This is a genomic window from Treponema denticola, from assembly GCF_024400535.1.
GTDB classification, from domain to species: domain Bacteria; phylum Spirochaetota; class Spirochaetia; order Treponematales; family Treponemataceae; genus Treponema_B; species Treponema_B denticola_C.
The window spans coordinates 884,553-907,101 of sequence record NZ_CP038800.1 but is presented as its reverse complement, the minus strand read 5'-3'; the positions used below and the strand labels follow the sequence as shown (position 1 = coordinate 907,101).

22 protein-coding genes are annotated in these 22,549 nt (G+C 38.1%); 10 read left to right on the top strand and 12 right to left on the bottom strand.

Annotation, left to right across the window (positions count from 1 at the left end; genetic code table 11):
- Position 1 precedes the first annotated feature (1 nt).
- From E4N78_RS04095 to E4N78_RS04085, 3 genes are all read left to right on the top strand, one after another.
- Positions 2–952, top strand: coding sequence for a M23 family metallopeptidase (locus tag E4N78_RS04095; RefSeq protein ID WP_255811788.1), 951 nt, complete (start codon positions 2–4; stop codon positions 950–952).
- Between the two features lie 75 nt (positions 953–1,027).
- Positions 1,028–2,575 carry a hypothetical protein gene (locus E4N78_RS04090; protein ID WP_255811787.1) on the top strand — a complete coding sequence of 516 codons (1,548 nt, stop codon included), beginning with the start codon at positions 1,028–1,030 and terminating at the stop codon, positions 2,573–2,575.
- A 24-nt stretch (positions 2,576–2,599) separates the two neighbouring features.
- A complete protein-coding gene (locus E4N78_RS04085; RefSeq protein ID WP_255811786.1) occupies positions 2,600–2,995 on the top strand; it encodes a ParB N-terminal domain-containing protein in 396 nt (131 codons plus the stop codon).
- 109 nt (positions 2,996–3,104) lie between these two features.
- On the opposite strand, the gene E4N78_RS04080 is transcribed toward E4N78_RS04085, so the two are convergent.
- From E4N78_RS04080 to E4N78_RS04025, 12 genes are all read right to left on the bottom strand, one after another.
- The gene (locus tag E4N78_RS04080; protein ID WP_255811785.1) at positions 3,105–4,757 is read right to left on the bottom strand and encodes an AMP-dependent synthetase/ligase; all 1,653 of its coding nucleotides are present in this window, start codon (positions 4,755–4,757) and stop codon (positions 3,105–3,107) included.
- 61 nt (positions 4,758–4,818) lie between these two features.
- Positions 4,819–6,066, bottom strand: a complete 1,248-nt coding sequence (locus tag E4N78_RS04075; RefSeq protein ID WP_255811784.1) for a type 2 periplasmic-binding domain-containing protein — start codon at positions 6,064–6,066, stop codon at positions 4,819–4,821.
- 16 nt (positions 6,067–6,082) lie between these two features.
- Positions 6,083–8,293, bottom strand: coding sequence for a WD40 repeat domain-containing protein (locus E4N78_RS04070; protein ID WP_255811783.1), 2,211 nt, complete (start codon positions 8,291–8,293; stop codon positions 6,083–6,085).
- Between the two features lie 7 nt (positions 8,294–8,300).
- Positions 8,301–8,957, bottom strand: a complete 657-nt coding sequence (locus E4N78_RS04065; RefSeq protein WP_255811782.1) for a CpXC domain-containing protein — start codon at positions 8,955–8,957, stop codon at positions 8,301–8,303.
- A 91-nt stretch (positions 8,958–9,048) separates the two neighbouring features.
- Complete coding sequence (gene csrA / locus E4N78_RS04060; protein WP_255811781.1) at positions 9,049–9,282, bottom strand: carbon storage regulator CsrA; 234 nt, start codon at positions 9,280–9,282, stop codon at positions 9,049–9,051.
- Positions 9,282–9,725: a flagellar assembly protein FliW gene (locus E4N78_RS04055; protein WP_253695663.1), complete on the bottom strand. Its 444-nt coding sequence runs from the start codon at positions 9,723–9,725 to the stop codon at positions 9,282–9,284. Before E4N78_RS04055 ends, csrA begins: the two co-directional genes overlap by 1 nt.
- Positions 9,726–9,743: 18 nt before the next feature.
- Positions 9,744–10,991, bottom strand: coding sequence for a flagellar hook-associated protein 3 (locus E4N78_RS04050; protein WP_255811780.1), 1,248 nt, complete (start codon positions 10,989–10,991; stop codon positions 9,744–9,746).
- Positions 10,992–11,013: 22 nt separating this feature from the next.
- Entirely contained in the window at positions 11,014–12,885 is a 1,872-nt protein-coding gene (gene flgK / locus E4N78_RS04045; protein ID WP_255811779.1) for a flagellar hook-associated protein FlgK, read from the bottom strand.
- A 177-nt stretch (positions 12,886–13,062) separates the two neighbouring features.
- On the bottom strand, positions 13,063–13,554 hold the full coding sequence (locus E4N78_RS04040; protein WP_253695658.1) for a hypothetical protein: 492 nt from the start codon (positions 13,552–13,554) through the stop codon (positions 13,063–13,065).
- 177 nt (positions 13,555–13,731) lie between these two features.
- Positions 13,732–14,187, bottom strand: coding sequence for a hypothetical protein (locus tag E4N78_RS04035; RefSeq protein ID WP_255811778.1), 456 nt, complete (start codon positions 14,185–14,187; stop codon positions 13,732–13,734).
- Positions 14,188–14,298: 111 nt separating this feature from the next.
- Positions 14,299–15,831 carry a leucine-rich repeat protein gene (locus E4N78_RS04030; protein ID WP_255811777.1) on the bottom strand — a complete coding sequence of 511 codons (1,533 nt, stop codon included), beginning with the start codon at positions 15,829–15,831 and terminating at the stop codon, positions 14,299–14,301.
- Positions 15,832–16,187: 356 nt separating this feature from the next.
- A complete protein-coding gene (locus tag E4N78_RS04025; RefSeq protein ID WP_255811776.1) occupies positions 16,188–17,054 on the bottom strand; it encodes an Rpn family recombination-promoting nuclease/putative transposase in 867 nt (288 codons plus the stop codon).
- A gap of 116 nt (positions 17,055–17,170) precedes the next feature.
- Here E4N78_RS04025 and E4N78_RS04020 point away from each other — a divergent pair, with 116 nt between their 5' ends.
- The 7 genes from E4N78_RS04020 (at position 17,171) to uppS (ending at position 22,545) form a co-directional block, all read left to right on the top strand.
- Positions 17,171–17,782, top strand: coding sequence for a hypothetical protein (locus E4N78_RS04020; RefSeq protein WP_255811775.1), 612 nt, complete (start codon positions 17,171–17,173; stop codon positions 17,780–17,782).
- 112 nt (positions 17,783–17,894) lie between these two features.
- On the top strand, positions 17,895–18,599 hold the full coding sequence (locus E4N78_RS04015; RefSeq protein ID WP_255811774.1) for a HEAT repeat domain-containing protein: 705 nt from the start codon (positions 17,895–17,897) through the stop codon (positions 18,597–18,599).
- A gap of 14 nt (positions 18,600–18,613) precedes the next feature.
- Positions 18,614–19,225 carry a Maf family protein gene (locus E4N78_RS04010; RefSeq protein ID WP_255811773.1) on the top strand — a complete coding sequence of 204 codons (612 nt, stop codon included), beginning with the start codon at positions 18,614–18,616 and terminating at the stop codon, positions 19,223–19,225.
- A gap of 243 nt (positions 19,226–19,468) precedes the next feature.
- Positions 19,469–20,344: a 30S ribosomal protein S2 gene (gene rpsB / locus E4N78_RS04005; protein WP_002680262.1), complete on the top strand. Its 876-nt coding sequence runs from the start codon at positions 19,469–19,471 to the stop codon at positions 20,342–20,344.
- A gap of 33 nt (positions 20,345–20,377) precedes the next feature.
- Positions 20,378–21,220: a translation elongation factor Ts gene (gene tsf / locus E4N78_RS04000; RefSeq protein WP_255811772.1), complete on the top strand. Its 843-nt coding sequence runs from the start codon at positions 20,378–20,380 to the stop codon at positions 21,218–21,220.
- A gap of 83 nt (positions 21,221–21,303) precedes the next feature.
- Positions 21,304–21,861, top strand: a complete 558-nt coding sequence (gene frr, locus E4N78_RS03995; RefSeq protein ID WP_002667739.1) for a ribosome recycling factor — start codon at positions 21,304–21,306, stop codon at positions 21,859–21,861.
- Positions 21,862–22,545 (top strand): polyprenyl diphosphate synthase, encoded by a 684-nt coding sequence (gene uppS, locus E4N78_RS03990; protein ID WP_255811771.1) that lies wholly within the window; start codon positions 21,862–21,864, stop codon positions 22,543–22,545.
- Positions 22,546–22,549: the final 4 nt, after the last annotated feature.

The following is a 22,549-nucleotide window of genomic DNA, read 5'->3' as shown; positions in this document are numbered from 1 at the left end:
AATGCGAAAAAAAAGAATTTTAGTTTGGCCGCTATTTTTTGGTTTTTTCTTAGGCCTTTTTGCATGGGGAGGAAGGGAAAATAATGACCAAGAGCATACTGCAAAAACGGAAAGGGCTCTTTATATTATTTCAAGTCCTGAAAAAGGAGAACTGGGATCCTTTTTTAATATAAGATTTAAGGCAGTAAGAAAAATTGAAAAAGCTTGGATCAGTATCTATAGCCCCGAAGAAAAAAAAATTCAAACCATCAATGCCTTCCCGATAGATAAGTCGGAAAAAGAATGGACGGCTTTAGCAGCCGTTGCAGTCTGGTGGAAATGCGGAAGATGGAAGATAAGAACTCATTTTATAATCGGCGGAGCTCTTTTTGAAGAAGACAAAGATTTTGATGTTACGGAAAAAGAATTTGAAGAATTTGTAATGAATCTAAGTGCAAAAAACACCAAAATTTTACAAGATAAGAGTCCTAAAAAAACGGAACAACGGAATCGGTTTGCCGAAATTATAAAAGAACAAAATATTGACAGCCTTTATTGGCGGGGACCTTTTATAATGCCTTTTCCGGCAAAAAGAATAAGCTCCACATTTGCCGAAAAAAGAACCTCAAAATACACGGACGGAAAAACTTCAACAAGCCGGCACTGGGGTATAGACTACCCTGCCCCAACGGGCACTCCAATAGCAGCACCGGGCGACGGCAAGATAGTTCTTGCAGAAAATAGAATTGTAACAGGCTGGACCATTATAATCGAACATGCCCCCGCCGTTTATACGATATACTACCATCTAAATAAGATTTATATAAAAGAAGGAGATTTTGTAAAACAAAATACAAAAATTGCAGAAATAGGGAGTACGGGTTTTTCGACCGGTCCCCATCTGCATTGGGAGCTGCGCATAAATGAAATACCAGCCGACCCTGAACTTCTTCTAACAAAAGAATTATTTTAGGTTTTATGGTTATATAGCTACGTAGTATTGACAAAAAGTCTATAATTTTTTATACTGCTTTTTATGAGGTACTATATGAAAAACTTTAAATCTTTTATTTTATTTACCATTGTCGGCATTTTTGCCGGATTCCTTGTTTCTTGCGGAAATAGGTACGAAAAGGATATTATAGCATTAAAAAAATTATCCATGGAAAAAGCCGAAAAGTCCATTAAGAAATTTTCCGATGAATATTTTATGAGCAGTGAACTGAAAAAAAACGGTTCTGTAATATTTGATGCTCACATTAAGGATTTTAAAAATACCATTCAGAACAGTAAAGCTGATAAAAATCCTTTGGATGCGGCCGGTATTGAGAATCTTATAAAAAACAACATCGGTTTGAATTTTACTTTTATTAACGACCAAAAGGAAAAAGCCCTTTTTTATTCTTACGGTATCAAAAGTCCGGCCCCCGGAATGTCCGATCTTCCTATTTTTCTTATGAAATTCGGCGATAAAAATATTGAAGCTGCCAGCCCTTTTTTAAAGGACACTACATTTTATCTGCCGTCAAACGGTATAGGTAAATTTTTAGCCTTGATTTTCCCTAAATCTTTCTTTTCATTTTTTAATATGGATTTTTCGTATAACGAAATAAAAAACATGATGACAATGCAGCTTGATAGGCATTCACAAAAAAGATATTTAAATGCCGAAAAAGCCCTTTATAAAAAAGCCGATATAAAAAAGACCGATTCGGGATATGAAATTACTTTTAACAATGAACAGCTAAAACAAGTTCCTTCTCTTATTTGGTATGCCTTAAAAAACGATAACCGCTTAAAATTAATGTTGAGCATGTATGAAGATATTCTTACAAAAGAAATAATGGATAGTTTTTCAGAAAATATTTCGCCTGAAAAAATGACTATCCCTGATGGCTTCCGCATTACCGAAGAAATAATCGTAAAAAACGGCTTAATTGCGAAAGATGAGTTTACGGTTTTTGTAGCAGATAAACCATTGCTTAAATTAAGCTACGAAATTGAAGACTATGATTATGTTTTAAATAATTTAATTGCAAGTATAGAACTTTTTAGTGATGTAGATTCTTCTTCCCATATTATCACATTTACAAGCATGGGGGAATCAAACGAAAATAAAGCCGATTTTATGATAAATATGTGGCTTACTGCTAATGATTCGATGAGTGAAGATTTGACACTCGGAGCTCTAAATTATTCTATACTGATAGATAAAACAAAGCAGTCCGATAATTTTAAGGCTTCAATGAATTTTGCTTTCCCAAAAATGATTCCCGTATATTCGGATGACGGCTATGAAGGTAATAGGATGGAAATAATGGAGGCATCTGTTTCCGGCAGTTTTAATAAGAAGAGTGCCGATACTGTGGAATTCGGCATTAATAAAATAAACATAAATTCTCCTAAAGAAATGGGCGGGGGAAGCCTTAACGTTGAACTTGACTCAAAAATGGTTATCACTAACAAGATTATAAAGAAAATAGAAATGCCTAAAGACAGGGTAAATGTGCTCGAAATGAGCTCCGAGGACTGGACAAAAACCAAAGATGAGTTTATGATGCAGTTGGAAAATCTGTCAAAGGAGTATGGAAAATAAATCCTTTGATTATGGGGGGGGCTTATGCAGATTCCTATAGAGGAAGTAAAGATAAGGCAAAGAGCCAGAAAAGAATTTATAGAAATTGAAGAGCTGGCAGAGAGCCTAAACCGCGTAGGGCTTTTAAATCCGATTATTGTAGATCAAAATAAGGTTCTTATCGCTGGCCAACGAAGATTGGAAGCCGCAAAAAAACTGGGATGGAAAACTATCGAAGCCAGAGTTCTTTCCGTAGAGGATGAAAGCCTTGCTCTCGATATCGAGATTGAAGAAAATGTGCAAAGACAGCAGTTTTCGGATGAAGAACTTTTAAATGCTTTTACGCGTCTTAACCGCTTAAAAGATCCGGGATTTTTTGTAAGAATCTGGCGTTCAATAAAAGCCTTTTTTAAGCGGCTCTTCGGCAAAAGGAAAAAATAGGAATCGGCTCAAGTTTAATTTTTACAGGAAAACAGTTTTTTAAAACACTGAGCCTGTCTTATAAAAATATGTGCAGCAAAAAAGCCTCCTTTTTAGGAGGCTTTTTTTATTATCTTTTTACTTCTTCTGTTTGAGGTTTTCCATGCCGCAGAGAATAAAGATAGCGCTTTATTTTTTGGCTTGCAGTTTTTTCGAACTCTTCTACAAGTTCAATTTTATCTATCTTTGAGAACTTGTTGACCTTTGAGTTGACAAAAAATCTTATCTCGTTTAGCACCTCTTCTCGCTTATGCATTATCGCATTGGAAATCCCTGAAACGGCATCTCCTATAGCATCCTGTAAGCGGACATAGGCGACTAAGGATGTGTTTTCTCCTTCGACAACAAGGGCTTCGGATACAAGGGGATGCTGGTTTAGAACAAATTCTATATCCTCAGGATAGATATTTTCTCCTGCAGCCCCTAAAATCATATTTTTAGATCTCCCTTTTAAGCTAATCCTTCCCTTCTCATCCATGGCGCATAGGTCGCCGGTTTTAAACCAGCCGTCTTCGGTAAAGGCTTCCCTTGTTAAGTCCGGAGCATTGTAATAGCCTTGCATTACATTGGGGCCTTTTACTAAAAGCTCGCCTATTCCTGTTTGAGGGTCTTGATCCCCTATTTTTATTTCTACACCCGGAATGGTACCGCCTATTACGCCGGGAGTAGTTTTGTACACTGCAGAATAAGCAATCAATGGAGAAGTTTCGGTAAGGCCGTAGCCTATTGCATAGGGAAATTTTGCATCAACCATAAATTGCTCAACAACGGGATCGGTTTTTGAACCTCCGATACCGAAAAATTTAAGACGGCCTCCGAAGGTCTTTTTTAGCTTTTTTCCGGCCTTACGGCATAATAATTTTCTTCCGAGTTTTGTTCCGTAAATCTTCTTTATAAGAGGACTTGCATTAAAGGCCGGTAGAATTTTTTGTTTATATATTTTTTCGATTACAATAGGAACACTCAACATAAAATGAGGCCTTATTTTTTGAAGAGCCGGCAGGAGGTTTCGAGGAATAGGAGGGCCTTCAAGGTAGTAGATACAGGCTCCGTTCAGCATAAACATTAAAAAGCCTATTGTAAACTCATAAACATGGGACATGGGTAATATTGAAAGGGCTGCCTCATATTGGTTTATGCGTTGACAGTGCTGACCCGCAATAGCAGTAAAGATAAGGTTTTTATGTGTAAGGACAACGCCCTTAGAACGGCCTGTAGTTCCTGATGTATAAATAATTGAAGCTATGTCTTCTTCCTTACATTCATGCACAGGCAGGGGACTGTCCGTCTTTACTTCTCCCTTTTTTACTGCAAAGTCATGTATGTTGATTATGATATCTAATTTCTCGGTATTGTTTAACTTTGCCAAAAGTTTTTCGCCTGCAAATATAGCTCTTGCTCCTGAATGTTTTAAACAAGATGAAGCTTCACTTTCATTAAAATCAGGTAAAAGAGGCACGGCGACGGCTCCGAGTGTTACTATAGCAAAATACGAAATTGCCCACTGAGGCGAGCTTGTGCTGAAGATTGCTACCTTATCATGAGGCTTTATACCCAAAGAATATAATAATTTTTTTACTGAATTTACATTTTCATTTAATTCTAAATAAGTTATAGCCTTTCCTGAGACATAAGAAAGAGCCGGTCTATCGGAAAACTTAGTAACCGAATTTTTTAACAAAGCTGAAAATGTATACTTCCCAAGATCATCTATAGTCTGCATAAATCCCCCACAAAAATATACCTAAATAATAAGACAAATAAATAGAAATAAGGTTGCAGTCCTATTGATTTTTATACCACTCTGCTATTCTTTTATTAAGAGAAGGTATAGGCCCCGGATAAAGATCCGTGTTACATGCATCCTTTAAATAAGGCATTAGTATTTCTCGTTTTAACACAGGCCAATTACTGGGTAAAATATGAGGAGCATAAAAGCTTTGAGTTTGGGGCAAATGAGCCAGCAGTAAGGGATAATAACGCGGCAATAATTTTTCAGTTACTTGACGTAGAGCCGAAAAGCCCCCTGCAAGTCCGAAAGGATTTATCATCAAATCCATCTCATCGGCTCGGTTTAGAAGCAGCTCTTGAGTTTTAACCCGAAAAAACCAAATAAAAAAAGCTTCGGCAGCTCTAGAATTTTTTGATTTACTGCAAATACCGCCATACAATATATCGTCTTTTAAGGGTGTTTTACCGTTAAAAGACAGCCATCTAAAATCTATATTTTCTAAGTGTTTTTGAGGGGTAGAAAATATATCATCACTGGAAGCATAATAAAAAAGGCACTTTCCGTTTTTTACTAAAACATATGGAGAATCATATAGATATTTAAACTTAAATTCATCTTCAGCCCCGGCAGAAGAGTTAACCTCTTCACTCCATGTCCTTATATAATTTATTGCATTTTGAAGCGATTTATCGTTCCATGAAAAAAAATCATTCTCCTCTTCAAAAGAAGCATTAAATCCCTTTGTATTCATATACAAAAAGTCATCAGACCAGCGAGGTGAAAAGCCCATTGCGGTATAGGCACCTTTATTCATTTTGTTAAATTGAATTGAAAAGTTTCTAATTTCATCCGGCGAAATCGAAAAATCATTATCCGTTTTAAATTTATTTGCCGAGGAAAAAATAATCATTGGCAGGTTAAAACTTATAGGTAAAAGGTATTGATTTCCCGAAATACTTCCCAAATTTAATAAGGCCGGATAAAAATCGTTTTTATCTATTTTTTTTTCGCCGAATAAATTATTTATTTTTTTAAATTTTACTCGGGCGGATTTACCCTTAAGCCAAGAACCTATAACAATGTCGGGAGGAGTTTCTGCATTTATAAGAGCATCGGCAGGATTTTTTTTATATTCTACAATAATCTTATAATCATTTTGAGAGTTATTAAAGACCTCACAATAAGAAACAAATTCTGCCCTATCAGTCCAAATAACCGCAATCTTATCTTCTTCGGTTTTTGAACAAGATACAAAAATTATTGACACCATGATAAAAAATACAATAATTATCTTTTTCATAAAATTTTCTCTTTTTTTACTCTATATTTATTGTTTGTAAAAGAGCTCCGGTTTTACGGTCATACCATGAAAGAGTATCACCGAAATTAAGACTAACAAAAACCTTTTTTAAAATCAGAGCATCTTTTGGAAATCCATAAGAACGGAGCAATCTTCTGGCTTGGTTTGAAGATGAACTATAATGTACAAGAGATGTCTTCCCCAAATTGGTTAAGATATCGGAACCTGAAGCTTCCAAAAAGGCATCCACATCTTCTTCTTTGTAGGAAAGGACGGCTTTAAAAGTACTGTCTATTAAATTCATACGGTTTAAACCTATGGTCAATAATTCCGTTTTGGTTGAGGGAAGATTTCCTACTAAAAAACATACAAGATTGTTTGGTCTTGAAGAATTCTGTTCAAGCGAAAAAGCCAGATTTCCTTCTATGGCTATAGGGCCGGTTTCTTCAGTTAGGGTATTTATTATAAATACGGGGCTTTGAGCCCTGCCTATTGAACTTTTTGCTATCACAATAGTAGAATCGTCTACCTGAACAGCGCTTTGAATTCCTGGGGCATTATACACAAATTCTTTTTTTCCGGTATCGAAATTTACAATAGAAACACCGCTAAATGATTCTACATACAAGAAGAAGTTTTTATAAACCGAAAGTGATATTACAGTTTCTTTCGGCGTAATTATTTTTCTTACAGCCTTTGTATCAAGAGAATAATGAGATACTGAGGTTCCTTTCTTTGCATCGGACCATAACAAAAATCCGTTACTATAAAAAGTAAATTTATTCGCCTTAAAGCCTTCAGCTATTGCGTATGGTTTTTCTTTAGGAGAATCTTGAGCATAAATTGTCCCGTCCTTTAATATATACAAAACAGATCCATCGCTGGTAATAGCATCGACTTTTGATGAAGAGTATATAAGAGGTCTTTCAAGCTCAACTGAAGAATCATCATTTAAACCCAGCATATAGATGGAGCCGTCCTGAGTCCCTATTATCATATGATTTTTTATATGACGGGCTGCCGTTATTTTTGAATTTTCCGGAACATAAAAACCTTTTGAAGAAGCATCGCCCTGTCTTATACACCATTCATTTTTACGCTTTGTCCTTTCAATCCAGATAGGTACGGAATCTTGAATTTTAGAAGCAAAAAGAGCATAACGGGCAGAATGTTGAGATATGGTTTTTCCTGTTACGGCATCAATCACATAAACATTATTATCCTTATATCCGATAATGCGGGTAAAATTTTTTATAAGGTTGGGACTTTCCAATTTATTTTCGGTTCTGAATTCTTTTATCTTTTTTTTCTTTGATATATCCGTATAAACCAAGCGTCCTGATTCTCCGTATGTTACTATATTTTTTTCGCTCGCAGAAGTTGCGGCCAAAAATACTATCCCCGGAGCTTCTTGGTAAATATTTTGTACAATCCCTTTTGTATCTAAGACCGTAATACCGTCCGTAGATCTGTTTCCTATAAAAAGGTAGGTTCCATTGGCCGACCATGAAAGGGATACGACCGAATCGGATAAACGCTTTGAAAATACAGCCTTCTTTGTTGCCCAGTCCCAAAGAGAAACTTGATGAATGCTGAATCCGTTTGTTTCGTATACGGCAATAAGTTTTCCTTTAGGATGTACGGCTATTTTTTGTATGGGCATACTCGAAAGCTGCCAAGTATCAGGCTCAAATTTAGGATAGGAGTAACGCGTTACAAATCCGTCCTTACCGGCTGCAAAAAATATGGGCAAGGTTCCTGAATTCATTATCTCGGTAACACCTCCCGAAAATTTATGCACAACTTTAGCTGAACGCAGTTTATCTTTTTCAATATAGCTTGCTTTTGAGTTTTTTGCATAAAGCTCCTTGTCTAAAGCAAGAACTTGAGACATAGCCTGAGCAAAAACAAGAATGTTTATCTTAGGCTCTTCTGCTTGTACCTGAGTTTCAGAAATACTGCCGGTATTTGTTTCAGTTTTAGCCCCGTCCGAATTAGCATTTCCGGTTTCAGCCTGAGAAGATATATTTTCTGTATTGGAAACTTGCCCCTGTGAATTGCTTTCGGCATTGCTGTTTTGAGGAGCCGTATTTTCGGTATTTTTATTTTCTTGAGCAGAAGTTTCACTAGTTTCGGCAACATCGCTCCAAGGGAGATAACTATTATCTTGAGCATTTATAAAAAAGCAAAGACAAGCAAAAAATAGGTAAAGGTATTTTTTGAGCATAAACTAACTAATCCCTGCCCTCTGTAAAAATATTTTGATATGAAAGATAGTTTCCCAAATAGACTGCCTTAAAGACCTCCGATTTCTTTTTATTCTTTATGTCGGCACAAACGGAATCATATATTTTTACCGGAATATTCATAACTGCAACCTGGTCTTCTTTTAAACCATAAACATAAAACTCAAAGCTACCTGTTTTTGTTACAGCATGAAAAAACATTTTTATCTTTTTGCCCTTTATATCCTTTCCGCTGTCCAATACAAAGAATTTCACTACTTCCATCGCATGGGGATCAAGGCCGGCTTCAATGACTGCAAGACGCTCTGCTAACTCCGCATAACCTATAACCGGAGTTTCATCAGATTTTTCATATTCTATCTTTTTTTCTTTTTTTGTATTTTCGTTGATTTCTTTTAAACCTGAACAGCTTGAAAGACAAGCGATCCTATCAGCTTCGGGAACAAAGAGCAAAACGATCTTCTTTGAAGGCCATTCTATTCTAGTTTTTATCTCTGAACGAACATTTCTCCCGCATTGAGGACACTTAAATGTCAAATATGACCCATCTGCTATTTTTTTTAATATTTCCGGTTCTTTATCCAAATTAACGGTATAATTATGCTCTATTTCAAAACTTTTATCGCACGGACAATGTATTTTCATGATAAACCTCCGATGCGGTCAAGTATAGCATATTCTATTGAAAAATGTAAGACCTGGATGAGATACACTACAAAATTAAAGAAGATTTATTCTATACTTTAGTTTTTTTAATATGCAGTTCGGGTAGATTAAGTTTTGTATCGCGGACTAAGGCTGCCCTGTTTTCGTTTTGAATTTCTTGGTAGATTTCTTCACGGAAAACCTTGACCGAAGACGGTGCATCTACACCTATCTTTACCTGATCCCCCCGAATATCGATTATGGTAATTTCTATATTATCGCCTATTAGAATTTTTTGGTTTGTTTTACGGGACAGTATGAGCATCAGTTCCTCCCCGCAGCATTCAGCTCTGCAAGAATGTCGTGTTTGGTATTCCATTTTCCGTCATTTAAGACAGCCTGAAAAGCCTTCTTATTCTTTTTGTTTATGATAAGAGGCCCCTGTAAATTTGCCGTAATCGGGCTTCCCGCAGGCGGAATGGTAACAAGGGCAAAAACCAATAGGTCTTTAGGAGATTCTGCCTCAATAGGCTTTAAGAGCTCATCATCTATATCCAGCTCATAATCGGGTCTGAACAAAAAGGGATCGATAACGATGAAGGCTAAATTTTCATCGTCAAGGGATTGAACCCAAAAGAAGGGCTCCTTTCCCGAATCCAACAAGGCGTATTTATGAAATTCTTCAAATCCGTAAAATCCGTCAACCAATTCTATTATCTGTTCATCCTGAATCTCAACAAGCCCCATAGCTTTTGTCTTAATTTCCATCGTAAATTCCATCCTATTTTATCTTAAGTAGTTTAAAAGCGAATCCCTGTAAAGTCTTCCCAATACGCTTAAAGAAGCTTGATGCGTATGTTCAAACATCTTTAGGTCGGTTATCGCCTTTGTAATATCCAAGTCGGCTTCGCGTGATTCTGCTGCCGTTACATTTAATGTTTGCGTATCAATTCGTGCCAAGATAACTTCGGCTCTTGCATACTTGGAACCTGTTTCGGCCATTCTTGTAGTAAGATTATGTATGCCCTCATCGAGGCTTCCCAAAATCTTTCCACCCAAGGCTTCTTGATCTCCCGAAAGGAAGGCATCGCGGACGGCAATGGCTGCATCAAAAAGAGAGCCTCCCGAAACGCGTACCGAATTTGCCAAATTGTAGGGCGGTCTTTGTTCGGCCTTTATCAAGCCCAATTCGGATAAAACGGTGCTTCCTTCCGCATCTCTCAGCCAAAGCTGGCGGGCATCGGTAGTTGTAAGGTTTAAGCCGCTTGTTATCGGGTCAAGGCTTGCTTTTACTGCAGCTCCCGAATCGTTTATCTTTGACATAATTGCATAAACATTGTCGCCTGCAATTAAGGGAATCTCAACTCCGTCAACCTCGATGCTTGTATCTTCTTTTATGACAAAGTTTCGGGCATCGGTTTCCGAGATAAGAATTTGCCGCTCGGCCCAAAATACCCTGTTTCCGGCCTGATCTGCCCTCATAAAAGAAAGCTCATCTGTTTCAACTTCCTTTGAATCGACTGTGCCGTTGTATCTTACCTGAGTTATAAGGGCGGAACCTGCTCCGTCCACATCTCCCATCACGGTTTCAAAGGGCTCGGTAAAACTTTTTGTTCCCGAAAAAACTCTGACACCGTCCGAGTTTACGGCATTTCCGTTTTGAACAAGTTCTTTTAAAAGCTCATCGGCCTCGGCTGCCATATCTTTTAAGTCGTCCGGCGTATAGGTTCCGTTTGCTCCCTGTACTGAAAGCTCTCTTAAACGCTGAACAACTTGGAGCGAATTATTCATATAGGTTTCGGCCGACATATATTGATCTCTCAAGGTTTTTGTGTTCTTTTCAAACCTTTCGAGGCGGGCAAGGTAGGATTTATATCTTACCGAGTGACCTGCGGAAACGGGGTCATCTCTAAGCTGGTTTATCCTTCGTTGGGACTGAATCTGATTATTTAGATTATGAAGCCTCGACTCCTGATTCCTCATCGAAAAATTGCTGTCCGTGTGCTGAATATTCGTACTAATTCTTTTCATCATATTTTACTCCAAAACTTAAAAGCTAGACACCCATTCTGTTTATAACTGTGTCTATCATTTCGTTGATTACCGAAACAAATCTTGCAGAAGCGTTGTATCCGTGCTGAAATTTGATAATATCCGATAGTTCTTCGTCTATGTTTACGCCCGATACGGAATCTCTCATATCGTGTAATTCCTTTACAATAGCTATCTGTGTGTTTAAGGTCATTTCTGCCTGCTCGCCTTTTAGACCGATTTCGGTTACAGTATCGGCAAAAAAGTCGTCAAAAGTGGCTGAGTGCCCTACCATTACGGGAGTATTTCTGATTGCGGCTATTGCAAGAGCAGCTCTGTTGTCTCCCGGATAGGCGACTCCTTCGGGGCCCTTATAGCCCGAAGCTATATTTTGTATATCGCTTTTGATTACGGGATTTATTTCCATCCAGCCTGAAGGATGGGCTATAGGAGAAACCGCATATTGGGCTCCTGCCAATACATCAACCGCATTTGCTCTTCCCCAATCATAGGCACCTTCCGGCCCGGCCTGAGAAAGCACACCGGAATAGCCTGCTAAAAATCTTCCCGAATCCTCGATATGCCGGATAACAAAGTCAGGATTTTCTTTATCAAGGCTTGTCATACCTTTTAAAACAAGTTTATTGTTTTGGTCAAGGTAAGCAGCCACTTCGGAGCCTGATCTGTTAATCCTTTCTACAAGATCTGAAACCATATCCGTCGAATAATAGGGTACCTGCACAATACCGTCCCCCGAAGAAAGGGTTAAAGTTCCTTCAAGTCCTATTTGTTCACGCGGATCAAGGGTGTTTGTTCCGGTTATTCTGAAGATATAGGAAGAATCATATTCTCCGTCTCCGTTTCTGTCAAAATTACCGAGGGTATTGTTTATAAAATATTGTTCCTTAAAAAAATCGATGCCTGTTTTTCCGTTGGGACTCATAGCATTTCTGTGGACATCGTTTACCAAATCGACAAAGTTCATTGTCATTGTATCCAGTTTTCTGATTTCGTTTCGAATATCCGTATCCCTAAGTTCAATCAAAGCGGCTAGTTTACCCGATTCAAAATGAGCTAAATTACCGGAATCTTCCCAGATAACATCTGCATATTTATCGTTTTCCGTTGAAGCCTTAAAATCGAATGTTCGGTGTGTTCTTCCCTGTACTATTTCCAAACCGGCCGTATGAATAACATATGTTTCGTCTTCATCTCTTTTATCTACGGAAATATCTATAAGAGAAGAAAGTTTTTCGGTTAAAAGGTCTCTTTTGTCCATCAAGTCATTGGGATTGTCCCCCATAGCCTTAACTTTAACTATTTCTTCGTTTAGTTTGGCTATCCGGCCTGTTAAGTCGTTAACCTGCTTTACGGTTGCTTCTATGTCGCCGTGTACCATGTCCCTTATGCCCTGCAAACCGCGGAATTGATGATGAATGGCATCCGTTAAGGTTTCGGTTCGGGTGCGGACAACCTGACGGGCAGCATCCGACTCAGGGTAGAGCGACAATTCCTGCCAAGCCTCCCAAAATTGGTCCATTCGGGTTCGGACGGAAATGTCTTCGGGCTCATTGTGAACCTGTTCCAAAAGGGCTATATAAGAATTTCTTGTTTCCCAATAACCAAGGTCATCGGTAGCCCCTATAATTCTTTGATCTAAAAGTTCATCCCTTAATCGGGTAATCGAAGCTATGGTAACACCCTGTCCTATTTGCCCGGGCGTTTCAGCTCTGGTTAAATCGGGTCTGTAAAGAGGCTCAAAAGCATCGAGGTTTACCCTCTGCCTTGTATATCCCTTTGTCGAAGAATTCGAAATATTGTGACCTGCCGTTTGAATCGACTGTTGGTGAGCAAACAAACTCCTTTTTCCTAATTCTATTGCATCAAATGTCGCCATCTATACCTCCATAAAAACTTTTTGCAGCAAATATCAATTTGCGAAAAGAGTTTTTTCAAGCGGTTTGTTTACAAACCGCATATAATAATTAAGATGTTTGCCTGAAAGGCAAACTCGGTAGATAAACAGTGAGGCTGAATTTCTGCCGAACTGTTTATCGTACCTCCATTTATTTCCCTATAAGACCTCATTTAAAACGAGGCTTGTTATTTCCGTATTAACCCGTTTTCCTGCCGCCGTATAACATTTTCCGTTTCTTTCTTCCGAAATAATATCGACCACGCCCTTAACCAAGGCTTGAGCGTGTGAAACATAATTTGAGAAGACGTCATTTTCAATCTTTGAATAAAAAACTTTTTCTTTTAGTTTTTCATATAAAGAATCGATCTTTTTTTTCTCAGATGAAGTAAATTGCTTTGTATGCATGTAAAAGTCAAATTCTTGAGAATCTTCATCATCAGCCTGCAAAAGTCCGTATAACCTCTTGTCCAAATCCGAAAATTTTACGGAAGCCTCATTTAAGGAACTCAAATTTTTTTCACTTTCCTGCCAATCTCTATCTAAAACGCCTTGGTACATAGCCTTTTGTAATTTATAGATATTATCGATTAAATCGATTTGTTCATGTAAAATGCTTTTTATGTCTGCTGCAACCGAATGTTTTTCCATAGCAATCTACTCCTCAGAACCAGTATCGGCATATAGAAAAAAAGCATTAGAGATTTTTTAATTTATAGGTATCTTTTAAAAAAATTGGGGGAAGACTGTACCCCTTAGGGTTTATAAAAAGATAAGGGTACAGTTTTATTTAAGCCGTAAGTATCACGGTTTTGCCGTTGCCGGCTCTTACTTAAAAAACATTTGCCATACGGAAAGGACGATCGAAATAAGCCCAAGAATGATTGAATAAACTCCGGTTTTAAAAGAAATTCGGGTCATTATATTTGAAGTATGCCAATAGAATGAAAACCACGAAACAGGAGTTATTTCCAGTTCAATCTTATCATTTTTATCATCGCTGTCGCTGTAGTTGTTAAGGATATTCTTTCCGTCGCTGTCCATATAGATAATATCTTTTGAAAGAATGTTATGCGGAACGCCTCGTAAAATTCGGTAAATAGAATTATTATTGTGCGATATTTTTATAAACCGATTTTCTCTGTTTGTTCCGGCTAGGGTTTTTCCAAAAATTTCCTTGTAAGCACTAGGAGACATATAGGCCGAGTCGGTACCGAAAAGTGTATTATCAGGTTCATTGTCATTTCGGCAAAACTTTAGTTTGATTGAATATTCTTTTTTCATATTTTGTGTCCTTCAATTAAATTATTTCCGCATTTTGTTTGCCGGTATTTCTAGCGGCAAAAATAAATCGGTACCAAGCCTTGCGGGAAACTTGAGTACCGAAACACTTTCTTAATCTTCGCTTTTCTTCCAGTATTTGTCCTCCGAATAAGTAGTTTTTAATAAAGTTGCTGCATTTGCAGGGTCTTCCAAATCAGTTTCCGGTATCCTTTTAATTTCGTTATTGTAAGGCCAATCATACACTGTCCAGCCTTTTTTATCGGCAAATATTACCGAATCAAGCTTGCTGCAAACATAAAAAGCATTGCAGTCAATATAAGTAAGACCAGCCGGCAGCGAAATACTTTTTAAACTGCTGCAATAAGAAAAAGCACTGCTGCCAATCTCAGTAAGACTTTCCGGCAGCGAAATACTTGTTAAACCTCCGCAATCCATAAAAGCAGCGATGCCAATCTTAGTAAGACTTTCCGGCAGCGAAATACTTGTTAAATCTCTGCAATCCTCAAAAGCTCTTTTGCCAATATGGTTTATACCGGCAGGTATAATTATCTTACCTTTGGGCTTGTCTCCGGTATAACCTTGATCATCCGAAATACATAACTTGCCGTTTTTCGTTCCAGTTTTAAATTTTAAGTAGTTTGTAACTGCATATACGGTTGTATCCTTGGTAAAAGTATAGTCATCGTCAATCTTTTGTCCGTTATCATCATTTAAACGCCACTCGTATAAGCCGTAATCTCCGCCTTGCCACTCCGTTTTCAAGTTTATAGTTTCATTTAAAGGTTTTATATCACTCCATTTGACTCCCGGCTTTTTATCCGATAATTCCGGACCAGTATAAGACGCAATCCGCTCATCACCAACATTTACCGTAATGTTTATTGTCCATTGAGCGGTATGTGTTGAATCTTTTGAGAATTCGGCCGGTATCTCCGGCTCCCAACCGATAAACCGTTTTCCTTCTTTTGAAGGATCTGCCGGTTTTGTTACAGCAGCACCGAATTTGCCGGTAAGGGTAAGGGTTTCTATTCCTTCCCCGCCGTCTAAGTCCAGGGTAAGAGTAATTATCTTTCTGTCGTACTTAATTTCAACTACCGTCGAGCCGTATTCGTTTATAGTTTTCTGTTCAAAGGGTTGAGCGGTAAAACCTTCATACTCCTTGGCGACGGCAAGGGTTTTGCTGCCTTTTCCTCCTTTGAGTTGCTCTGTTTCTACTCTGGTGTAGTTCTCATTTTCAGCATTTTGCTGTAAGTGCTTTACCGTGTAGGCTGCACTTTCACTTTCTGCAATCCATTTTGCCCAAAACTCTTTTTTGCCGGTTGTGCCTTTTGCGATTTTTGTTACCGCTTCGCCGCTAAATTCCGAATTGCCGAACCAGCCGTCAAAGACCTGTCCTTCCTTGGATGGGGCTCTTAACGGAAATTCATCGTTTTTCGTATAAGAAGCGGGATTAGCACCATTGTTTGTTCCGCCGTCTAAGTGATAGGTGATGCTGTATTCTCCCGATTCATCTGAACCGTTTCCCCCTCCCGAACCTGCAGAATTTGAAGAACCTAAAGGTTGTTTACATCCAAATAGCATTGCCGTCAATGCTAATCCAAGTACAAGTATTTTTACACTTGTTTTCATCAATGCTTTTTTCATAAGAAAGCTCCTTTACTAGAAGCGGACGGTCTTGTTCTGCCGTAAATACGCCTCGAGAAAACAAACCGCCCGCCGTTTTTATTAAGAGAAAATATAATTGCATAGAATAAAAAAGAGATAAGATTAGTATTGTAAGTTTGAATTTACATTAGAGGTAAACACCGCTTTGTTCCGGTTCGGAGAAAACACATTTCGCATACATAAGAAAAACACGGATAAACCTCCTATCAATAAATAGTTATACAATTTCTTCCAGTATGGCAGATTTTGGAGGTTTTATCAAGGAATTGGGATTTTAACTTTTTTTTTGCAAATATGCGGGCATCTGTTGCTCCTATTTGCACAAAAGCTGATTTTTATAGAGCCTTTATCTCTTCAACGGAAAGCCCTGTACCCTCAGCGATTTTTGCTATCGGTATACCCATTTTCTTAAAAGCTAAAGCTGTTTTTATTACTCCATCAGAAAAGCCTTGCTGTATACCTTGCTGTATGCCAATCCTTAGACTTTCTTCTCTTTGTACTGCAATGTCCGTATCATAATCGTATTCGGCTACTAACATATTTATTACCTCCCGTGATTTTCTCATTAAATATTCTTTTAAGATTCCTTTTTCTATACATATCTTTACCGCATTGGTAAAGCCGTTTTCCGGATCGAGTTGTGCTTGGTTTCTTACCTCTTCTACAAATAAACTGTATTCTTCAAGCGGTTTGCACGCCGTTAGGACTTTGTTTGCCTTATCAGTATTTATGTTTAAAACTTGCACTGTCAATTCCAGTGGAATTGATTCCGGTTTTGTAATAAAGGCATCAGATAATTTTAGAGCTGTAGTTTCAGGGTAGTCTTCCTTGCCGTTATAAAAGACATAGAACTCAGGCGTGGGTATTTTAGACAGCTTTCTTAAATATCTGTCGGTCGGTGCTTGCAGTTTTTCATAAAGCCTTGCTATATATTCTAAAAAACGCAAAGGCATATTTTCGTTTATAGTGGATTGATGTTCTGCAAGAATAATAATCTTATTGTCGACAAGACAGGAAACATCGTTTATTATATTCATGTACATGACATTTTCAAGCCTTATATTTTCTACAGGACAAGACATAGGTAGATTTGTACCATGCAGAGCATTATACAGTGATAGAAAGTTTTCCTTAGCCTTTTCATCTTCACTGAAAAGATCTACAAATACCGAGTCTTTATATTTTCTGTTTGCCGTACTCATAGCCGTTTCCTCGCTTGACATATTATAGCATAGGTTAAAGTATTATAACAGCCGATAAAATTGATTTCCTTGAATTTCAGTTGACGTAAGCCGAAAATAAATGTATTATAGATGGTATGAAAAAACCTTTTTATTTTTTAGGCTTATGCCTTGTTCTAATTTTAATAGGTTCATGTGCCTCCGCACCCGAAACAAAGCCCATCCCTGCGGCTGAAGCTCAGGTAAATGAAGAAAAACCTCAGCAAGCTCAAAAACCCGCAGTTGTTGAAAAACCTGTAGAAGAGGCAAAACCTCAAGCTGAAGCCCCCAAATCGGCTGATGAAGAGGTTATAGCTCAATTTGAGGGCGTATCAATTACTAAAAAGGACAAAGAGATAGCAAAATCCGAAATTGAAGAAGTTGTAAAAAAACTAAACGATATAACGGCAAAAAAAGACTATGGACGCTGGAGATACTGGCTTTCAACGGAATATAAAAAAGAGTTTTCAAAGCCTGAAGTTTTAAAAAAAGCCAGTGAGGGTCTCCCTTCCAATCTAAAAGGAAAACAATTAAAAAGTATTGAAGACTTTTTTTACTATGTCTTTGTTCCTGCAAGGCAAAACGGAAGAGTTGATGATATTGAGTATTTAACTCCGACAAAGGTTAGAGTTTTCAAGATAGAGCCTAAACGGACGCTGATATTTTATAATCTTGAAAAAATCGATAATAGATGGCTTTTAGTACCTTAATAAGATTTAAAAATAGAACTAAAAGTGAAAAAAGCCGATTTTACTACTTGACTTTACAATGAAAATGATTGAAAATAAAAGTATACGTACCAAACTAAGGGGGTAATTGGAAATGCGACGAAAGTCTTTAGTTTTTATAATGATGATATTATTTTTAGGATCAGCCTTTGTCTTTGCACAGGATAAGAATTCCGATTCTATGATGACTGTTGAAGAGGCCTATCTTAATTCAATGGAGGGCGTAATTCTTAGAGAGATGGTTACAACGGAAGGACGCGATTCCAAGTTTGTAGCCTTGCAGATGGTTGAAGAAGCTATTGATGGAGGAAGGGTAACACCGGAGCTGCAGGAAGCCCTTGATTCTCTTGCGACTGTAGGTCTTACCTCGGTTGTACGCGAAAATGGAAGAGTTGCCAATAACTATCCCGATGTTCGAAGAGAAGCTTGCCGTCTTTTAGGAAAAATCAAAAACGAACAAGCCAAGAAATCTCTTATGACGGTTATGTACACCGATAATGAACCGATAGTGATCATGGAAGCCGTTAAATCCTTAGGAGAATTGGGTTTTAACAATAATGACGAAGTTGTAGATATGATAAACTTTATCAACAGAAAATTCGATATTATTAATCCTCAAAGCTCCTTGGCTCTTGAAGTTCTTAATGCTTATGAAAAATTGGCCCCCAGTGTCAAGGATAAGCGGGGTATGACTGAAAGCATAATGAGAATTGCCAATAACTTTAACTACATAACTCCTGTGAGAAACAGAGCTATGGAAGTCCTAAAATCAATAGTTGGCGGACAAAACAAAAAATAAGTTTACCTAAAATAATGAAAGAGCTGATTTTAGCTTCTGCATCACCCAGACGAAAAGATATTCTCGATTCGCTGGGTGTTTTATTTTGTATTAAGCAATCAAATTTTGATGAATCTTTAATAATTGAAACAGATCCCGTAAAAAGATGTATTTTAACTGCGCGGGGTAAGGCTGAAAACCTTTTTAAGACCTTGCATCAAAACGAGAACTCTCAAAAGCTTATCTTGGCTGCAGACACCCTTGTTTTTACCGAAAATACTGCCTTTCCAAATAAAAAAATGATCTTCGGCAAGCCTAAAAACGAAAAAGAAGCCGAGATGATGCTTAAAAGTCATTCCGGCTCGGTTCATTTTGTGGTGAGTGCAATCTGCCTGCTCGATTGTAAAACAGGTCAACTGAATGAAAAGCACAGTGTTTCTAAAGTTTTCTTTAAAAAACTCTCCGATAAAGAAATTTCCGCCTATCTAAAAACCGGTGAATGGAAGGATGCTGCAGGGGCTTATAAAATTCAAGGTAAGGCTTCCTTTTTTATCGAAAAAATCGAAGGCTCCTATACCGGCATAGTCGGTCTTCCGGTCAGGGAATTGTATGAAATCTTAAATAAAACCGAATTTAGGATTCTTTAAACGAAAAACCGCCGAATTTCAAGTTCTGAATTTCAAGTTTTAGATAAAGCTCTTTTTAATTAAACGGTATCAAGCACTATACAAAATCTTCAAAAAACTATATAATAACTCCATGCCGTTTTTTACGGTAAATATCCGGAAGGATGTACGGCTCTAGGATTAGCCGCCGTTCGGCTTGATAGGCTGTAGTCTGTTCCGAGAAATAGAGAAGGCAGGAGCTTTTTAGCTCCAAAGGAGAAACACATGGCAGTAGTAACCATGAAAAACTTACTTGAATCAGGCGTACATTTCGGCCATCAAGTAAAACGCTGGGATCCGAGAATGAAAAAATACATTTTTTCGGAAAGAAACGGAATTCATATCATCGATTTGCAAAAAACAATCGTTGCAATCCGTGAGGCCTATGAAGCTGTCCGCAAAACAACTTCGGAAGGAAAGTCGGTCTTGTTCGTAGGAACAAAAAAACAAGCCCAGCAGACAATTCAAAAAGAAGCTGAAAGATGCGGAATGTTCTATATTAATAACCGCTGGCTCGGCGGAATGCTCACAAACTTTTCAACAATCAAAAAGAGCTTGGCCCGTCTTAAGAAAATCGAAAAAATGGAAGTTGACGGGACATTCGATAACCTTACAAAAAAAGAAATCGCTTCCTTACAAAAAGAAAAATCAAAGCTCGAAAAAAACTTAGGCGGTATTAAGGAGATGAAGGACCTTCCCGGAATCCTCTTTATTATCGATACCCGAAAAGAAGAAATTGCTATCAGAGAGGCCCGCTCCTTAGGTATTCCCATCATCGCTGTTGTAGACACCAACTGCAACCCCGAAGGCATCGACTATCCGATTCCCGGAAACGATGATGCTATCAGAGCTATTTCGCTTTTTACGGGCGTAATAGCCAATGCCGTTATCGAAGCAGATAACGAGCACGGTCTTAAAATCATCGAAAACCTTCAAGAAGATGAAGAGTCCGGTGATTCAGGCGTTGATCCCTATCAGGACAGAGAAGAAGAAATTACCGATTATTCAAACTACACTCCTAAAGATGAAGCTTCCGGAGATGATGAGGATGAAGAAGATAATTCTCTCGTAAATGATGAGGATTTATACGACGACAAATAAGTAAGACCAAGAAGTTTTTATAGGAGAAATTTTATGGATATTAAAGCATCTGATGTAAAAGAATTACGCGATAAAACCGGTGCAGGTATGATGGAATGCAAAAAAGCCTTACAGCACTGCAACGGAGACGCTAAAGAGGCTGAAAAATACTTAAAAGAAAAAGGTTTGGCCGCTGTCGAAAAGCGTGCTGACAGAGTAACCAGCGAAGGTATTATCGTTATCAAAAACGATAATAAAAAAGCCGTTATGCTAGAAATGACTTGCGAAACGGACTTTGTTGCAAAAAATGCGGACTTTATCGCTGTCGGAGAAGATATTGCAAAAACGGCCTTTGATAAGGACATTTCTGAAGTTACACCGGAACTCAATGATAAACTCTTGGATTTGGCTACCCGCGTACGCGAGAACATGAACCTTACACGCTTAATCAGCGTAAAAGCCGGTGCAGACGAGTACCTTTCACGCTATATTCACTCCGACAAAAAAACCGGTGTTATTATAGTTTTAAAGTCGGATAAGCCTGAAATCTTTGAAAAGGCTGAGGTACAGGAATTTGCTTATGACTGCTGTTTACATGCAGCCGCTTTTATGCCCCTCTATGTTAAAAAAGAAGACGTAGATGCAGCCTATATCAAAGAGCAAGAAGAAATCTTTAGAGGTCAGGTTGCCGAGTTGGATAAGCCGGATAACGTAAAAGAAGGAATTGTTAAGGGAAAAATTTCAAAACACTTATCAGAAATCTGCTTCCTTGAACAAGCCTTTGTCAAAGATGACAAACTTTCCGTTTCAAAGAAAATGGCCGAGGTCGGCAAAGAAGCCGGCGGCTCTTTGAGCTTGTCAAAACTGGTTATTTTTCAGTTAGGGCTTGGAATGTAAATAAAAACATTTTAATGCTGCGGGGCTTGTCCTTGCAGCATTAATTCTTATGTGTTAAAATAAAATGTAATCGGAGGCAAATTATGATAGAGGAAGTTAAAAAAAATTGTGAAGAAAAAATGAAAAAAACGGTTGCCGCATTAAAAGAAGAATTCAATATGCTGAGAACCGGACGGGCATCTTCCGCTCTTTTTGATAAGATAAGAGTAAATTGCTATGGTGAGTCCACTCCTCTTAACCAGCTTGCAAATATTTCTATCCCCGAAGCAAGGCTTGTAGTAATTCAGCCCTGGGATAAGGGTTTATTGGTCGAAATCGAAAAGGCTGTTTTACAAGCAGATCTTTCGGTTAATCCTACAAATGACGGAAAGGTTATACGCATTGCAATTCCGCCGTTGACGGAAGACCGCAGAAAAGACCTTGCAAAAAAGGCAAAGACCATCGCCGAAAATTCAAGAGTTTCAGTGCGTAATATCAGACGTGACGGAATTGATGAAGCAAAAAAATTACAAAAGGACGGAAAGATAAGCGAAGATCAGTTAAAGACAGCTGAGGATGCTTTCCAAAAATCCACGGATGCTTACATTGCCGAAATAAACAAGGTCCTTGAAGCAAAAGAAAAGGAAATAATGGAAAACTAAATGTCCGATGAGCTAAAACATATCGCCATTGTCATGGACGGCAATGGCAGATGGGCAAAAAAAAGAGGACTACCCCGTTCTATGGGACATAAGGAAGGACTTAATACGGTAAAAAGGATAACGAAGGCCGTATCCGATTTAGGAATTCCTTATATAACGCTTTATATATTTTCTACCGAAAACTGGAAACGGACCGAGGCCGAGGTAGGCTTTTTGATGGGACTTATTAAGCAGCACTTAAGGGCCGAGCTTAAATTTTATGCCGATAATAATATACGCATTGAGCATATAGGCAATTTATACGGCTTGCCTCAAGATATTCAAAATGAGATTACCTCGGTAAAGGCTAGAACTGCAAATTATACGGGAACTTCAATTGTGCTTGCAATAAATTACGGAGCTCAAAACGAGATAATAAGGGCAATAAGGAAAATAAACCCGGATGAGCTGCCTGCAATAAGCGAAGAGCTTTTTGATTCGAAGTTAGATACAGGTAAAATTCCTCCTGTAGACTTGCTTATAAGAACAGGCGGTGAAAAGCGTTTAAGCAATTTTTTGCTTTGGCAAAGTGCCTATGCAGAGCTTTATTTTACGGATACCCTATGGCCGGACTGGACTGTAGAAGATTTATATGCAGCAATAGAAGATTATAAAAAAAGAAACAGACGATATGGAAATGCATAATTAA

Coding starts and splice junctions, on each gene's coding strand:
- E4N78_RS04085 (WP_255811786.1), top strand. CDS start 2,600: ATGCAGATTCCTATAGAGGAAGTAAAGATAAGGCAAAGAGCCAGAAAA.
- frr (WP_002667739.1), top strand. CDS start 21,304: ATGATAGAGGAAGTTAAAAAAAATTGTGAAGAAAAAATGAAAAAAACG.
- E4N78_RS04095 (WP_255811788.1), top strand. CDS start 2: ATGCGAAAAAAAAGAATTTTAGTTTGGCCGCTATTTTTTGGTTTTTTC.
- E4N78_RS04065 (WP_255811782.1), bottom strand. CDS start 8,957: ATGAAAATACATTGTCCGTGCGATAAAAGTTTTGAAATAGAGCATAAT.
- E4N78_RS04015 (WP_255811774.1), top strand. CDS start 17,895: ATGCGACGAAAGTCTTTAGTTTTTATAATGATGATATTATTTTTAGGA.
- E4N78_RS04090 (WP_255811787.1), top strand. CDS start 1,028: ATGAAAAACTTTAAATCTTTTATTTTATTTACCATTGTCGGCATTTTT.
- E4N78_RS04075 (WP_255811784.1), bottom strand. CDS start 6,066: ATGAAAAAGATAATTATTGTATTTTTTATCATGGTGTCAATAATTTTT.
- E4N78_RS04010 (WP_255811773.1), top strand. CDS start 18,614: ATGAAAGAGCTGATTTTAGCTTCTGCATCACCCAGACGAAAAGATATT.
- rpsB (WP_002680262.1), top strand. CDS start 19,469: ATGGCAGTAGTAACCATGAAAAACTTACTTGAATCAGGCGTACATTTC.
- E4N78_RS04080 (WP_255811785.1), bottom strand. CDS start 4,757: ATGCAGACTATAGATGATCTTGGGAAGTATACATTTTCAGCTTTGTTA.
- tsf (WP_255811772.1), top strand. CDS start 20,378: ATGGATATTAAAGCATCTGATGTAAAAGAATTACGCGATAAAACCGGT.
- E4N78_RS04020 (WP_255811775.1), top strand. CDS start 17,171: ATGAAAAAACCTTTTTATTTTTTAGGCTTATGCCTTGTTCTAATTTTA.
- E4N78_RS04030 (WP_255811777.1), bottom strand. CDS start 15,831: ATGAAAAAAGCATTGATGAAAACAAGTGTAAAAATACTTGTACTTGGA.
- csrA (WP_255811781.1), bottom strand. CDS start 9,282: ATGCTCATACTGTCCCGTAAAACAAACCAAAAAATTCTAATAGGCGAT.
- E4N78_RS04070 (WP_255811783.1), bottom strand. CDS start 8,293: ATGCTCAAAAAATACCTTTACCTATTTTTTGCTTGTCTTTGCTTTTTT.
- E4N78_RS04035 (WP_255811778.1), bottom strand. CDS start 14,187: ATGAAAAAAGAATATTCAATCAAACTAAAGTTTTGCCGAAATGACAAT.
- E4N78_RS04040 (WP_253695658.1), bottom strand. CDS start 13,554: ATGGAAAAACATTCGGTTGCAGCAGACATAAAAAGCATTTTACATGAA.
- E4N78_RS04025 (WP_255811776.1), bottom strand. CDS start 17,054: ATGAGTACGGCAAACAGAAAATATAAAGACTCGGTATTTGTAGATCTT.
- flgK (WP_255811779.1), bottom strand. CDS start 12,885: ATGGCGACATTTGATGCAATAGAATTAGGAAAAAGGAGTTTGTTTGCT.
- E4N78_RS04050 (WP_255811780.1), bottom strand. CDS start 10,991: ATGATGAAAAGAATTAGTACGAATATTCAGCACACGGACAGCAATTTT.
- E4N78_RS04055 (WP_253695663.1), bottom strand. CDS start 9,725: ATGGAAATTAAGACAAAAGCTATGGGGCTTGTTGAGATTCAGGATGAA.
- uppS (WP_255811771.1), top strand. CDS start 21,862: ATGTCCGATGAGCTAAAACATATCGCCATTGTCATGGACGGCAATGGC.